The 13407-nt window shown below is 72.2% G+C and carries 10 protein-coding genes; 3 read left to right on the forward strand and 7 right to left on the reverse strand.

All coding sequences use genetic code 11. The annotated features are described in order from the left end of the window. Positions 1–145: 145 nt before the first annotated feature. A complete protein-coding gene (locus tag AB0B39_RS06900) occupies positions 146–844 on the reverse strand; it encodes a PASTA domain-containing protein (protein ID WP_357491628.1) in 699 nt (232 codons plus the stop codon). Positions 845–966: 122 nt separating this feature from the next. Between AB0B39_RS06900 and AB0B39_RS06905 the strand changes: the two genes are divergently transcribed. Beyond that, positions 967–2493 (forward strand): hypothetical protein, encoded by a 1527-nt coding sequence (locus AB0B39_RS06905; protein ID WP_357573686.1) that lies wholly within the window; start codon positions 967–969, stop codon positions 2491–2493. Between the two features lie 45 nt (positions 2494–2538). On the opposite strand, the gene AB0B39_RS06910 is transcribed toward AB0B39_RS06905, so the two are convergent. Both AB0B39_RS06910 and AB0B39_RS06915 read right to left on the reverse strand, forming a co-directional pair. Continuing rightward, complete coding sequence (locus AB0B39_RS06910; RefSeq protein WP_357573687.1) at positions 2539–4017, reverse strand: glutamate--cysteine ligase; 1479 nt, start codon at positions 4015–4017, stop codon at positions 2539–2541. Between the two features lie 285 nt (positions 4018–4302). Beyond that, on the reverse strand, positions 4303–4884 hold the full coding sequence (locus tag AB0B39_RS06915) for a YceI family protein (RefSeq protein WP_357491634.1): 582 nt from the start codon (positions 4882–4884) through the stop codon (positions 4303–4305). A 99-nt stretch (positions 4885–4983) separates the two neighbouring features. Here AB0B39_RS06915 and AB0B39_RS06920 point away from each other — a divergent pair, with 99 nt between their 5' ends. Beyond that, the gene (locus tag AB0B39_RS06920; RefSeq protein ID WP_357491636.1) at positions 4984–5490 is read left to right on the forward strand and encodes a MarR family transcriptional regulator; all 507 of its coding nucleotides are present in this window, start codon (positions 4984–4986) and stop codon (positions 5488–5490) included. 429 nt (positions 5491–5919) lie between these two features. Here AB0B39_RS06920 and AB0B39_RS06925 read toward each other — a convergent pair whose 3' ends face one another. From AB0B39_RS06925 to AB0B39_RS06935, 3 genes are all read right to left on the reverse strand, one after another. Then, positions 5920–8610: a helix-turn-helix domain-containing protein gene (locus tag AB0B39_RS06925; protein ID WP_357491638.1), complete on the reverse strand. Its 2691-nt coding sequence runs from the start codon at positions 8608–8610 to the stop codon at positions 5920–5922. Positions 8611–8756: 146 nt separating this feature from the next. Further along, on the reverse strand, positions 8757–9905 hold the full coding sequence (locus AB0B39_RS06930) for an acyl-CoA dehydrogenase family protein (RefSeq protein ID WP_357491640.1): 1149 nt from the start codon (positions 9903–9905) through the stop codon (positions 8757–8759). Positions 9906–9982: 77 nt separating this feature from the next. After that, positions 9983–11515 carry an acyl-CoA carboxylase subunit beta gene (locus tag AB0B39_RS06935; RefSeq protein ID WP_357573688.1) on the reverse strand — a complete coding sequence of 511 codons (1533 nt, stop codon included), beginning with the start codon at positions 11513–11515 and terminating at the stop codon, positions 9983–9985. A gap of 162 nt (positions 11516–11677) precedes the next feature. Here AB0B39_RS06935 and AB0B39_RS06940 point away from each other — a divergent pair, with 162 nt between their 5' ends. Continuing rightward, positions 11678–12250: a snapalysin family zinc-dependent metalloprotease gene (locus tag AB0B39_RS06940; protein WP_357491644.1), complete on the forward strand. Its 573-nt coding sequence runs from the start codon at positions 11678–11680 to the stop codon at positions 12248–12250. A gap of 54 nt (positions 12251–12304) precedes the next feature. On the opposite strand, the gene AB0B39_RS06945 is transcribed toward AB0B39_RS06940, so the two are convergent. Then, positions 12305–13225 (reverse strand): hydroxymethylglutaryl-CoA lyase, encoded by a 921-nt coding sequence (locus AB0B39_RS06945; RefSeq protein ID WP_357573689.1) that lies wholly within the window; start codon positions 13223–13225, stop codon positions 12305–12307. Positions 13226–13407 lie beyond the last annotated feature (182 nt).

A 13407-nucleotide genomic window follows, 5' to 3' on the forward strand; every position in this document is an offset into this window, starting at 1 on the left:
GGGCGGGCGCCGTGGCCCTCGACCGTCAACCTAACCGCCCACGTCGACATCGGCCGGTATCGGTGGCGCGAACCGCGCGCCGCGGTCAGGTCAGGTGGTGCCGACGGGCCAGGCCGGGGTGGGTCGCCGCGCTCAGCGGTACGGGTCAGAGGGTGGGCTTCACGGTCGGCTGGCTCGGCGGGGCCGCCGCCCCGCACCAGATGCTCACCTCGTCGTTCCAGCGGGCCGGGCCGTCCTCGGCCGGCTCCTGCTGGCTGACCTTCCCGCTACGCCCACTGCGGTAACGCGGGTAGAGCCCCTCCTCGACCAGTTCGTCGGCCGCCTCGGCGCAGTCGTCGCCGACCACGTCCGGCACCTCGGCGGCGGGGGCCGGACCGGCCACCTGCAACTGAACTGTGGTGCCCCGGGTCACCTCGGTGCCCACGGCCGGCGAGGCGCTCTCCACCGTGCGGCCGGTGCCACCGCCGAAGACCAGACGCCAGCCCAACCGCTGCTTACGCAGCATCTCGCGTGCCTGCACGAAGTCGGTGCCGACCACCGGTGGCACGGTCAGCCCGGTCCCCTTCGTCGTGGCGGCGGTCGTCCGTGGGGCGGACGGCGTGGTCCGGCCGGTGGTCGGCCGGGACGAGGTGGGCCGGTCGGTCGGCGTACCGGCCGTGGTGGCCACCGCCTGCGGGTTCACCGGAGATTCGTCATCCTCGCCGGCCAGCAGCCAGCCACCTGTCGCACCGACCACCGCCAGCAGCACCGCGACCAGCCCGCCACCGAGCAGCACGCTGGCCCGGCTTCCGCCGCCGGCCTGGCCGCCGGCGGAATCCTGCCGACCCGTGTTCGCGTCCGTCATACCGCCCACCGCCTCATCACCGGCGACCGTACCGTTCGCCGCCCATCACGTTGTGCCGACGGTCCGTACCGGCGGGTCACTGCGACTCGCCGCACCGACGACGGGACGTTACGCTGCCCGGCATGGCCAGACGGGGCTGGGGAGTATCGATCGTGACGGCGATCGGGGTCGCTGCCGGCGCGGGCGCCGCGCAGCTCGGCTTCGGCTACGGGCTCGGCGTCATCACCTGGACGCCCACCGACGCCGGGGCCAACGACACGGCCTGGGCCGATGGCCTGGCCTGGGCCACCTGGCTCGCCGCCAGCTCGACGGTGCTCGGCGCGGTCTGCGCGCAGCGACTGCACCAGCGTGCCGTACCCCAGGTTGGTGACCAGCCGACCGGCGTCGCCGGGCCGACGGCACCCGCTCCGGCGACCGAGGCGGCCCCACCACAGCCGGCGGCGCTCGAAGAGGGCTCGCCGAGCGGGGTCGAGGACACCGACGCGGTACCGGCTCAGCCGACCTCGGCGGTCGATCGATCGGCGCCGGTGGCCGGCACGCTGCCCGACGAGCGAGGCGGCCTGTTCCGCAGGCTGTCCCTCGCGCTCGGCGCCGGTCTCGGTGGACTGGTCACCGTGCTGCTGGTCGCCGTACCGGCCCGGGTCGCCGTGGGCGCCGACACCGACGCGCCACAGCGGATCGCCGCTCTGCACGCGGTGCTCGGCATCCTGATCGGCGTGTTCGTCGCGCTCTGGGCGCTGCGCTCCCGCGCCGCCGCGTTGAACGTCACCGCGACGGCCGCCTGGCTCTGGCTGCTCGCGATGGTGTCGGTCATCGACGGAGTACGCGTCGGGCGCGGGCTCACCGGCGCTCAGCTCGGCACGTGGCAGCTCGACCCGGACCACGCGCGGTACTGGATCGGAGGCCAGCTCTACTGGCCCGGTGCGCTGCTGGCGCTCGTACCCGCGCTTGTGATCGGTGCCCTGGCCGCTCGGGGCGCCGCGCGGTCGGGCGGGCACCGGATCGGCGCGGCCGCCTCCGGCGCGGCCGGCCCGCTGCTCGTCGCGCTCGCCTACCTGACCACCGTGCCACGTTGGGCGACCCCGGGGCCCGCACAGTTCTCCACCCAGCTCATCGCCCCGTACGCGGTGATCGCCGGCGTCGGCGGCTCGATCCTGGCCGCCCGACTCGCGGAACGGGTTGGCCGCCGACGTGCTGCCAACCGACGACCGACCGCTCCGGCGGACGAGCCCGAACGGGCGTCGACCACGGCGGCCGACCAACCGGAACCGACGCCGACTGGACAACGCAGACCGACGTCGGCTCCTGCGGCCGGCTCACCCGAACCGGCGTCGACCTCTCCGGCGGATTCCAGCCGGGGCGCGGGGCTCGACAGGACCTCTAGCCCGACACCCACGGCCACTGAAGAGGGCGGGGCGGGCGGCACCCGGCCGGGACGTCGTGCCCGCTCGGTGAGCGACGCCGCGACCGGTACGGCAACCCGGCGAGGCAGGACCGCCGCGGCACCGGCCACGCCGGAGACCCAGCCGGACGACGCGACCACCACCCCGCCCCGCGTCCCCGCCCCACGCCCCGCCCCGGACGCCGCAGCCCCCACCGACGCCCCGACCCCCCACCGAGCACGCCCACCCCGCCGCCCCACCACCTGACCCCGGGTCTCACCCCCGCTGCGCTCCGTCGGGTGGAGGGGAGGGTCAGTTGACGGGCCAGGTGTGGACTGGCTCGTTGGTGCGCTGGAGTTCCGCGTAGCGCTGCACCATGTGGTGCAGGGCGGCGCTGCGGTCCATGCCCCGGTGGCGCTCGGCCGCCCAGACCGTCTCGGTCTGCCAGACGGCGCCGTTACGGCCGGTACGACAGCGCTGTTCGATGATGCCGAGAAGCCGGTCCCGCTGTGCCGGGTCGACGCCGAACCCGTCCAGGCCGCTCGCGGCAACGGGCAGCAGCTGCTCCAGCACCAGCTTGGTGACCGGCACGTCACCGAACCGGGGCCAGTGCAGCACGGCGTCCAGACCACGTCGGGCCGCCGCGTGGAAGTTCTCCTCGGCCGAGCTGAACGTGAGCTGACTCCAGATCGGGCGGTCCGCCTCGGCCAGGCCGCGGACCAGCCCGAAGTAGAAGGCCGCGTTGGCCAGCATGTCCACGACCGTCGGACCGGCGGGCAGCACACGGTTCTCCACCCGCAGGTGGGGGCGGTCGTTCATGATGTCGTAGACCGGGCGGTTCCAGCGGTAGACGGTGCCGTTGTGCAGCCGCAGCTCGCCCAGTTTGGGCACTCCGCCGGCGTGCAGCACCTCCACCGGGTCCTCGTCCTCGCAGATCGGCAGCAGCGGCGGGAAGTACCTGACGTTCTCCTCGAACAGGTCGAAGATCGAGGTGATCCACCGCTCGCCGAACCAGACCCGGGGACGTACGCCCTGAGCCTTGAGCTCTTCCGGGCGGGTGTCGGTGGCCTGCTTGAACAGGGCGATCCGGGTTTCGGCCCAGAGTTGACGGCCGTACAGGAAGGGCGAGTTCGCTCCGACCGCGACCTGCACCCCGGCGATGGCCTGGGACGCGTTCCAGTAGTCGGCGAAGCTGTCCGGCGCGACCTGGATGTGGAACTGGAGGCTCGTGCAGGCCGCCTCGGGGGCGATCGAGTCGGTGTGGGTCCGCAACTGCTCGACGCCACGGATGTCGAGTTCGATGGCCTCGCCCCGGGCACCGACGATCTGGTCGTTGAGCACCCGGTAGCGCTCGTTGGTGGAGAGATTGTCCTCGACCAGGTGACCCTCGGTGAGGGTGGGCAGGATGCCGACCAGGACGATCTTCGCGTCGGACCTGGCCGCGCGCTCGTCGGCCCGGGTGAGGCTGCTGCGCAGGTCGTGTTCGTAGTCGGCGAAACCGGTGCCCTCGATCAGTCGGGGCTCGGCGTTCAACTCCAGGTTGAACTGCCCCAACTCGGTCTGGAACAGCGGATCGGCGATGTCGGCGAGGATCTCCTCGTTGCGCATCGCCGGCTCGGCTCGCGAGTCGACCAGGTTCAGCTCGATCTCCAGGCCGGTCATCGGCCGGTCCGCGTCGAAGCCGAAGTCGTCGAGCATCAGGGCGAAGACGTCCAGGCACCGTCGGACCTTCTGCCGGTAGCGGACGCGGTCCTCCGGGGTGAAGGCGCCCTGCGAGACGTCCCTGCCCATGTGTCCTCCCGACAACCGGCGCGGTCGGGATCCTGCCGTCCCGGAAAGCGCATTGTGAACCATCCACGTTAAGAGCGCTCGCCTGGCCAGGGCCAGAGGCCGACGACGATGACCCGACGCCGGCCGGAGCGGATGCGCTCGTGGCGCCATCTCTACCCCGTCGCTGCCGCGCCGGACCCCGTGACGGTGCCAACAAGTCGTGACAATTCACACGCGCTGGGTACGGACGACGCCGGGCCCGCGCCGACATGCGGCGCAGGCCCGGCGTACCGGTGATCAGTGGGATCAGGCCTGACGGACGGCCTCGCCCTCGATCTCGATCTTGATCTTCTTGCCGACCAGCACGCCACCGGTCTCCAGGGTGACGTTCCAGGTCAGGCCGAACTCCTCGCGGTCGATCTCGGTGCTCGCGGAGAAGCCGAAGATGTCCTGGCCGAACGGGCTACGGCCCACGCCCTCGAACTCGACCTCCAGCTCCACCGGACGGGTGACGTCCTTGATGGTCAGCTCACCGGTGAGCACGAACTCGTTGCCGCGGCGGGACTTGACGCCGGTGCTGCGGAACTCCAGGGTCGGGTACTTCTCGACGTCCAGGAACTCGGGGCTGCGCAGGTGCGCGTCCCGGTCGCCCTGGGTCGTGTCGATGCTGGCACCCTGGATGGTGGCGACGACCGAGGACTGCAGCGGGTCCTCGGCAACGGTGATGGTGGCGGTCGCCTCGTTGAACTCACCGCGGACCTTGCTCACCATCATGTGCCGGGCGACGAAGCCGACCCGCTTGTGCGCCGCGTCCAGCACGTAGGTGCCGGCCGTCGGGATGGTGAGGCCGTCCCAGTCGCGGGTAACCGCATCGGTGCTGCTGGTCATGCTGCTGTCCTCCAGGAGATTGTTTAGTAGCCCAACGACTGCTTGAGCAAATATAACCGCAACAACATTCCCTCTGTCAAGTACTGGTAGGGTTAACGAGTGACCAACGTGTTCGACGACCCCCGGATCACCGCGGTTGGCCTCCTCTACGAGGTCCACGCCGGGCTCTCGGCCCGGTTCGCCGCCCAACTAGAGGAGCACGACCTCTCCGTGGTCGAGTTCGAGGTGATCACCCGACTGGCCCGCTCGCCGGGCAACCAGCTGCGGATGACCGACCTCGCCGCGCAGACGTCGCTGTCCACCAGCGGGGTGACCCGTGTGGTGGACCGGATGGAACGCGACGGGCTGCTCACCCGCCGAGCCTGCCCGAACGATCGCCGCAGTTCGTACGCGGTGGTCACCGCGTCCGGCATGCAGCGACTCGACGAGACGCTGCCCGGCCATCTGCGGATCATCGAGCAGTGGTTCACCGGCCAGCTCGACCCCGAGGCGCTGGCGGCACTGCTCGACGGCCTGCGCCGCGTGCGGGACGCCGTCCATCCCGGTGCCACCGCCGGCAGCACCGATCAGGACATCGCCGCCGCGGACGACAGCGACCCGGCCTGACCGCTGACGCCCGGGCCTGGCGCATCGTGGCGACCCGGCCTGCCCGGCGGCGTTCATCCGGTTGTTGTCCGCGGCGCCGAGCCGCGCCGTCGGCGGTGGTCGAGCCGCGTTGTCGGCAGCTCCGAGCCGCGTTGTCGGTAGCTCCGAGCCGCGTTGCCGGCGACGGCGGAGCCCGGTCGGGGCGACGTCCGGGCGATCGGCGGCGGGTACGGCAAGGGCCGGGAGTACCGGCAGAAAGACCGGCAGAACTGACGTTGCAGACGGGACAAACTTCTTGAAGAGCACCTTCTGCCCCGGCAGCGGTGGCAGGCTTTCGTCCACCGGGGAATCACCGGGGGGTGACGGCGCGGGCGAACAGCGAGGGGTAGCACCAAGGGGGCTCTTCGCTCGCGCCACTCTCCGTCGGGCCGGCCGCCGACGGGTGCCGCACTAGCGCTCGGCGGACCCGCCCCGCGCGGCCATCAGCGCATAGAGCAGCCCGGACTCCTGCGGCAGCAGTCGGATGCCGCTCTCCTCGCAGACCCGGTCGAGGCGATCGAGGACAGCCGGGTCCGCGGTGCTCGCGGCGAGGCCCACCAGCGCCTCCACGACGTCCCGCCGATCGTGACCGGCCTCGACAGCTGCGGTGAACCACTCCGCCGCCAGTTCCCGGTCGCCCCGGTGCAGTGCCAGGTTGCCCTCGATCAACGCACAGATTCCCGCCTCCGGGCCGCCCCAGGACAACACGGTGTCGTCCGAGCGCGGTCGCGGGAGTCCGATTCGCTCCACCCACTGCTGACCCGGCACGACAACCGTCGCCTCGGCGGCCCCCGCGCGCAGCTCCGTGAGCACCTCGGTCGCCTCCACGGCACGCCCGTCCTGCGCGAGCGCCAGGCCGACAGTCCCGAGCACCCGCCGTCGATGCCCCGGGTCACCCAACTCGAACAGGGCCGCCGCCGCGCGCCGGCCCTGGTCGACGGCGTCGGCGTACCGGCCCTCCAGGCGGGACACCTCGGCCCGGTTGGCCCAGGCCAGCACCCGGAACCGCTGCTCACCACCCTCGGCGGCGAGCCGGTCCACGGCAGCCAGCCGACGACGTGCCGCGCCCAGGTCACCGATCCGGATCTCGTGCCAGGCGAGGCTGTTCTGCGCCACCGCCAGGTCCCGGGTCCGCCCGTTGCGGGCGGCGAGCCGGAGCACCGCCTCGGCCTGCTCCCGGGCCTCGGCGTGCTCCCCGACGGTGGTCAGCAGTGCGCCGAGAACGCTGCGCGCCTCCAGCTCGCCGGTCACGTCGCCGGCCTGTCGGAACGTCTCCAACGCGGCCCGCGCCGTCGGCAACTCGTCGGCCTCGGCACCGTGCTCGGCAGCGAGCCGGGCCACCCCGAGGCTGGCCCAGCCGCGCAGGATCGGGTCCGCGTCAGCGGTTCGCGGGTCGGCCAGCAACCGCCGCAGCCACTGCCGCCCGGCGACATCGCGCCCCCGGAAGCGCCACCAGCGGGGCAGGCAGGCCGCCAGACGGAGCGCGGTCAGCGGGTCGTCGCTGGCCGCGTGGGCCAGGGCCGTACTGATGTCGCTGCTCACCTCGTCGAGCCGGTGCACCGCGTCGAGCATCCGGGGGCCGGCCAGCTCGGAGGCCGTCCGCGCCACGAGGCGAGCGACCACCTCCGCATGCCGACGTCGTACGCAGGCCAGCTCACCACCACCCACGGCCTGCTCGATGGCGAAGTCGCGGACCGCGTCGAGCAGGCGGAACCGGAACGGCCCGGTGCCGCGAACGCTCAGCAGACCGAGCTCGACGAGGCGGTCCAGCAGTGGGACCGGATCGATGGCGACAGTGCCGTCCCGGTCGGCCTCGTCGACGAGCATCTCCTCGGCCAGCTCCACCGACCAGCGGTTGCCGAACATGGCGAGCCGCCGCAGCGCGTCGCGCTCATCCGGCGCGAGCAGCCGGTAGCTGGTCGCCACCGCGTCCCGCAGGGTCACCGCCACCGCCGCCCGGGTCGCATCGGTGGCATACGGACGGCGGGTGGCCGCCTCCGGCCCGTCCCAGCTGGTACGGGCCGCCGGGTCGGCCGAGGTGGTCAGATCGAGCACGCGATCGCCGTACCGGTCGAGCAGTTCGGTGAGGTCGAGCAGCCGGCCCCGGGCGGCCATCAGCTCGATGGCCAGCGGGAGGCCGCCCAGCCGACGGACCAGGGCGGCCAACGCCGGCAGCTCGTCGGGAGTCGGCGGCTCCCGACGGACCTGGGCGAGCCGCGCGGTGAACAGGGCGACCGCCGGCCACGAGCCGAGCGTGGCCGGTCCGGAGTGCTCGGCGTCCGGCGGCGGCACCTCGAGCGGCGCGACCGGCCACACCCGTTCGCCGGGCAGCCCGACCGGGTGCCGTCCGGTGACCAGCACCCGCAACGACGGCAGCACGACGCCCAGCCGGTGCAGCGTCTCGGCCACCGGGCCGGGAGCGCGCTCGACCGCGTCCATGACGAGCAGCGCCGGCCGGCCGGCGAGCCGGGCGACGAGTTCCGGCAGCCGGGCCGCGCCGAGGACGGTCATCGTGGCGGCGAGCACGTCCGGTCCGTCCGAGCCCTCGCCGACCAGCACGCCGGCCACACCGCCCGGATGGGCGCGGGCCGCTGCGTGGGCAACGGCGAGCGCGAGCGCGGTCTTGCCGACCCCGGCCAGCCCGACCAGGCTCACCAGTCGGGGGCCGCGTTCCGCGGTCAGCATTCCGGCCAGCTCGGTGACGTCGCGGTCGCGGCCGATCAGGGCGACAGGTGGTGGGAGGGCCACCGGAGCGCCGGCCCGGGCTGCTCCGGCTGTCGACGTGCCACCGGCGCCAACCCCGGGCGTGCCCGAGATGACGTCCGGCCGGGGTTCACCGCCGGCAGCGCCACGGGCCGTGGCCAGGAACGCCGCGCGGGTCCCGCCGGCCAGCTCCAACGCCGTGGCCAGCAACTCGACGGTGGTGCGCTGCGGCCGGACCGATCGGCCGCGCTCCAGGTCCCGCACCGTCCGCACGCCGACCCCGGCGCGGGACGCCAGCTCCGCCTGCGTCAGGCCGGCCGCGCGCCGGTGCGCACGGAGCAGCTCCGGCAGCCTGGTACGACCGGCCGGGCTCCGCGACCGATCATGCTCCGGAGTCATGGCCACGAAGAGTACGGATCGACTCCGACCATCGGCAGTCGAACGTCGGTCTGCCGACGTCCGCTCGCCGAAATCCGACAGCCGAACGGCTGGCCGGCCCGCGACGGCAGGCCGACGTCAGCCAGCAGGCCGGTGCCGGGCCGGGCTCAGAGACCCAGGTCGCGCGCGATGATCATGCGCTGAACCTCGCTCGTGCCCTCACCGATCTCCAGGATCTTGGAGTCCCGCCAGAACCGGGCGACCGGGTACTCGTTCATGAAGCCGTAGCCGCCGTGGATCTGGGTGGCCTCGCGGGCGTTGTCCACAGCGATGGTGCTGGCGTGCAGCTTCGCGATGGCGGCCTGCCGCTTGAACGGCTCGCCGGCCAGCATCCGGGCGGCGGCGTCGTAGTAGGCCAGCCGGGCGGTGTGCGCCTTCAGCTCCATGTCGGCGATCTTGAACTGGATGGCCTGGTTGGTGCCGATCGGGCGGCCGAACGCCTGCCGCTCCTGCGCGTACTTGATCGACTCGTCGACGCAGCCCTGGGCGAGGCCGACGGCCAGCGCGGCGATCGCGATCCGGCCCTCGTCGAGGATCCGCAGGAACTGGGCGAACCCTCGGCCGCGCGCGCCGAGGAGGTTGGCCGCGGGCACCCGACAGTCGTCGAAGGTCAACTCGTGGGTGTCGGAGGCGGTCCACCCGACCTTGGAGTAACCCGGGGCCACAGTGAATCCGGGCGTGCCGGTGGGCACGATGATCGTCGACAGCTCCTTGGAGCCGTCCGCGTTCGTGCCGGTCACGGCGGTGACGGTGACCAGGGCCGTGATGTCGGTCCCCGAGTTGGTGATGAACGCCTTCGACCCGTTGATCACCCACTCGTCGCCGTCCAGCACGGCGCGCGTCTGGGTGCCTGCGGCGTCGGAGCCGGTGCCCGGCTCGGTGAGCCCGAAGCCCGCCAGCGCCTCGCCGCTGAGCAGCTTCGGCAGCCAGGTGGCCTTCTGCTCGTCGGTGCCGAAGCGGTAGATCGGCATCGCGCCGAGCGAGACCGCCGCCTCCAGCGTGATGGCGACGCTGGAGTCGACCCGGGCCAGCTCCTCCAGGACCAGACAGAGCGCGAAGTAGTCGCCGCCCATCCCGCCGTGCTCCTCGCCGAAGGGCAGGCCGAACAGGCCCATCTTGCCCATCTGCCGGATCACCTCGTACGGGAAGGTGTGCTGCTCGTAGTGCTCGGCGATGACCGGGGCGACCACCTCGCGGGCGAAGTCCCGCACGCTCTCCCGCAGCGCCGTTTGCTCGTCGGTGAGCCGGAAGTCCATCTCATCCTCCTGTGGGGACGGCCGCCCCGGCGCTCGTGACGCCGCAGGGCGGATCGCTGTGGGGGGTGGGGCGGGGGTCAGACCGGGGTGACGCCGTGCCGACGCCGGGAGAAGTGCCGGTCCTTCGTACGTGCGGCGGCGAAGCGGCGGACCAGCTCGCCACGCAGGTCGTGCGGCTCGACGATGGCGTCGACCACCAGCTCGCTGGCGAGCCGGACGACGTCGATGTCCTGCTCGTACTCGGCCCGCTTGGCGGCCACGAAGGCGGCCCGCTCGTCCGGGTCCCCGATCGCCGCGATCTTGTTGGCGTAGACGGCGTTCACGGCGGCCTCGGCGCCCATCACCGCGATCTTCGCGGTGGGCAGCGCGATCGTCGCGTCCGGCTCGAAGCCGGGGCCGGCCATCGCGTAGAGCCCAGCGCCGTACGCCTTGCGGACCACCACGCAGATCTTCGGGACCGTCGCCTCGGAGATCGCGGTGATCATCTTGGCGCCGTGCCGGATGATGCCCTGCTTCTCCACGGCGCTGCCGACCATGAAGCCGGGTACGTCGCTGAGGAAGAGCAGCGGCACGTTGAACGCGTCGCAGAGCTGCACGAACCGGGTCGCCTTGTCGGCCGAGTCGACGAAGAGCACGCCGCCCTTGAACATCGAGTTGTTGCCGAGCACGCCGACGACCTGGCCGTCGAGGCGGCCGAACCCGATGGTCAGCTCCTTGGCCCACAGCGCCTGGATCTCGAAGAAGGAACCCTCGTCGAGCAGGCCCTTGACGTACCGCCGCATGTCGAACGCCTGCCGCTCGCTGGCCGGCACGAGCGCGGCCAGGTCGGCCTTCGCGGGCGCGGCGACGGCCGGCGCGGCCGGCGGCGCCTGGGTCCAGTTCGCCGGCAGATACGACAGGTAGGTCCTGACCACGTCGAGCGCGTCGGCCTCGGTCTTGCAGAGGAAGTGCCCGACGCCGGACTCGGCGGTGTGCACCTTGGCCCCGCCCATCGCCTCCAGGGTGGTCTTCTCCCCGGTGACCATCTCGACCATGCGGTCGGAGCCGAGGTACATGCTGGCGTTGCCGTCGACCATGGCCACCACGTCGCAGAACGCCGGAATGTACGCCCCACCGGCGGCGCTCGGCCCGAACAGCGCGCAGACCTGCGGGATCGAGCCGGAGGCGCGGACCTGGTTCCAGAAGATCTTGCCGGCGCCGCGTCGGCCGGGGAAGAGGTCGACCTGGTCGGTGATCCGGGCGCCGGCGGAGTCGACCAGGTAGACCATCGGCACGCCGGCGCCGTACGCCCGCTCGATGATCCGGATGATCTTCTCGACGGTCCGGGCGCCCCAGCTGCCGGCCTTGACTGTGGAGTCGTTGGCCATCAGGCAGACCTGTCGACCGTCGATCGTCGCGGTGCCGGTGACCACGCCGTCGGCGGGGAGCCCGTCGGCTAGCGCGTTCGCGTAGAGGCCGTCCTCGACGAACGAACCCTCGTCGACCAGCAGCGCGACGCGTTCGCGGGCGAAGAGCTTGCCCTTGGCCTCGTTGGCCGCGTGGTACTTGTCCGCGCCGCCGGACCGGGCCCGCTTGCGCAGTTGCTCCAGCGCCTCACCGTCGAGCGTCACGCCGACTCCCTCGCCCGTGTTGACCTGAACGATCGTTAGGCTATCGCATTCGCGCACCTCCCGGCGACCCGCTGACCGAGCGACGCTTCTTCGAACGAAACATTGAAATCTATTAATCTCTGTGGATAGGCTCCTGGCACCCCTCTCGGATAGGAGTCAGCGATGACCTCACGACTCGGTCGGCTCGCTGTCGCGTTTGTCGCGACGGCAGTTGCCACCCTCGGCATCACGGTCGCCAACCCCGCGCCCGCGTCCGCCGCGATGACCATCTGCTACAACACCAGCCAGGCGGGCGCCTACGCCGGCACTGCCAGCCAGGCCGCCTCGATCTGGAACAACGCCACCACGAACCTGACGCTCTCCGCGAACTGCGGCTCCAACCTGCGGATCTACCAGATCACCGGCGGCGGCTCCTACGCCCAGCGGACCAGCCTCGGCAACGGCCGGGTCTACATCGACACCCAGCAGGCGGCGCAGTACAGCCCGCTGCGGATCATGACCCACGAGATCGGGCACATCCTCGGCCTGCCGGACAACTACAACGGCAACTGCTCGATCCTGATGTCCGGCGGCAGCGCCGGCACCAGCTGCACCAACCCGTACCCGAGCAGCGCCGAGGCGAACCGGGTGAGCAACCTCTTCGCCGGCACCCTCAGCGCCACCGAGCGCAGCACCGGCCGCAGCGCGGACATCTTCCGCGACAGCTGGCCGAGCGTGCTCACCCCGGTGAGCTGACCGACCTGGCACGGTGAAGGGGCCGGCGTGTTCGCCGGCCCCTTCGTCGCGTCCTCAGCCCGGCATCGGCGTCAGCCGGGTACGCGGCCCGGCCCGCAGCACACCGGACGGGAGCTTCTTGCCGAGCAGCTCCTCGGCCAGCTCGGCCACCTCGATCAGGGCAGCCAGGTCGATGCCGGTGTCGATGCCCATGTCGTGCAGCATGTGCACGGCCTCCTCGGTGGCGAGGTTGCCGCTGGCCGCCGGGGCGTACGGGCAGCCGCCCAGGCCGCCGACGCTGGCGTCGAACTCGGTCACCCCCAGCTCCAGCGCGGTCAGCAGGTTGGCCAGCGCCGTACCCCGGGTGTTGTGGAAGTGCAGCAGCACCGGCACGTGCGCGTTGCGGTCGCGTACCGCGGTCAGCAGCTCACGGACCCGACGCGGAGTGGCCATGCCGGTCGTGTCGCCGAACGCCACCCGGTCCGCGCCGTCGCGGACCACGCGGTCGACGATGCCGGCGACGCGCCGCGGGTCGATGTCCCCCTCGTACGGGCACCCGAAGCTGGTCGCCACGATCACCTCGACCCGTGCGGACGCCCCGTGCAGGAGGTCGATCAGCTCGGCGATGTCGTCCAACGACTCGTCGGTCGAGCGGTTGACGTTGCGCCGGTTGTGCGTGTCGCTGGCCGACACCACCACCTCGATCTCGGTGAACCCGGCGGCCAGGGCCCGCTGCGCGCCCCGGGTGTTCGGCACCAGCGCCGAGTAGCGCACCCCGTCGGCCTTCGTGGCCCGCCGCCACACCTCGTCGGCGTCGGCCATCTGCGGGATCGCCTTCGGGTGCACGAACGACACCGCCTCGATCCGACGTACGCCGGTGCCGGAGAGCGCGTCGAGTAGCCGCACCTTGGCGTCGGCGGGGATCGGCTCCTCGTTCTGCAGCCCGTCCCGCGGCCCGACCTCACGAATCGAGACGGAATCTGGCAACTGGCTCATTCGGTCACCTCGCTGTGACGTCGGATCGGTACGGAGGGTCGGGGTGCCACGCGCGCCCTTTGCACTGCTTCAACTGACGCAACACCGATCGTCCGGTATCCGGACATCCCCTGTTGCCTCCAGGTAAGCAGAGCAAAGGACGCGGATGCCAGTGCCGCCGCGCCGCCGGAGGACGACAGCGC

The organism is Micromonospora sp. NPDC049114, from assembly GCF_040648635.1.
In the GTDB taxonomy this organism is placed as follows: domain Bacteria; phylum Actinomycetota; class Actinomycetes; order Mycobacteriales; family Micromonosporaceae; genus Micromonospora.

What these genes read in the sequence shown, in the direction of transcription:
- AB0B39_RS06900 (WP_357491628.1), bottom strand. Translation starts at nt 844, where the DNA reads ATGACGGACGCGAACACGGGTCGGCAGGATTCCGCCGGCGGCCAGGCC.
- AB0B39_RS06905 (WP_357573686.1), top strand. Translation starts at nt 967, where the DNA reads ATGGCCAGACGGGGCTGGGGAGTATCGATCGTGACGGCGATCGGGGTC.
- AB0B39_RS06910 (WP_357573687.1), bottom strand. Translation starts at nt 4,017, where the DNA reads ATGGGCAGGGACGTCTCGCAGGGCGCCTTCACCCCGGAGGACCGCGTC.
- AB0B39_RS06915 (WP_357491634.1), bottom strand. Translation starts at nt 4,884, where the DNA reads ATGACCAGCAGCACCGATGCGGTTACCCGCGACTGGGACGGCCTCACC.
- AB0B39_RS06925 (WP_357491638.1), bottom strand. Translation starts at nt 8,610, where the DNA reads ATGACTCCGGAGCATGATCGGTCGCGGAGCCCGGCCGGTCGTACCAGG.
- AB0B39_RS06930 (WP_357491640.1), bottom strand. Translation starts at nt 9,905, where the DNA reads ATGGACTTCCGGCTCACCGACGAGCAAACGGCGCTGCGGGAGAGCGTG.
- AB0B39_RS06940 (WP_357491644.1), top strand. Translation starts at nt 11,678, where the DNA reads ATGACCTCACGACTCGGTCGGCTCGCTGTCGCGTTTGTCGCGACGGCA.
- AB0B39_RS06945 (WP_357573689.1), bottom strand. Translation starts at nt 13,225, where the DNA reads ATGAGCCAGTTGCCAGATTCCGTCTCGATTCGTGAGGTCGGGCCGCGG.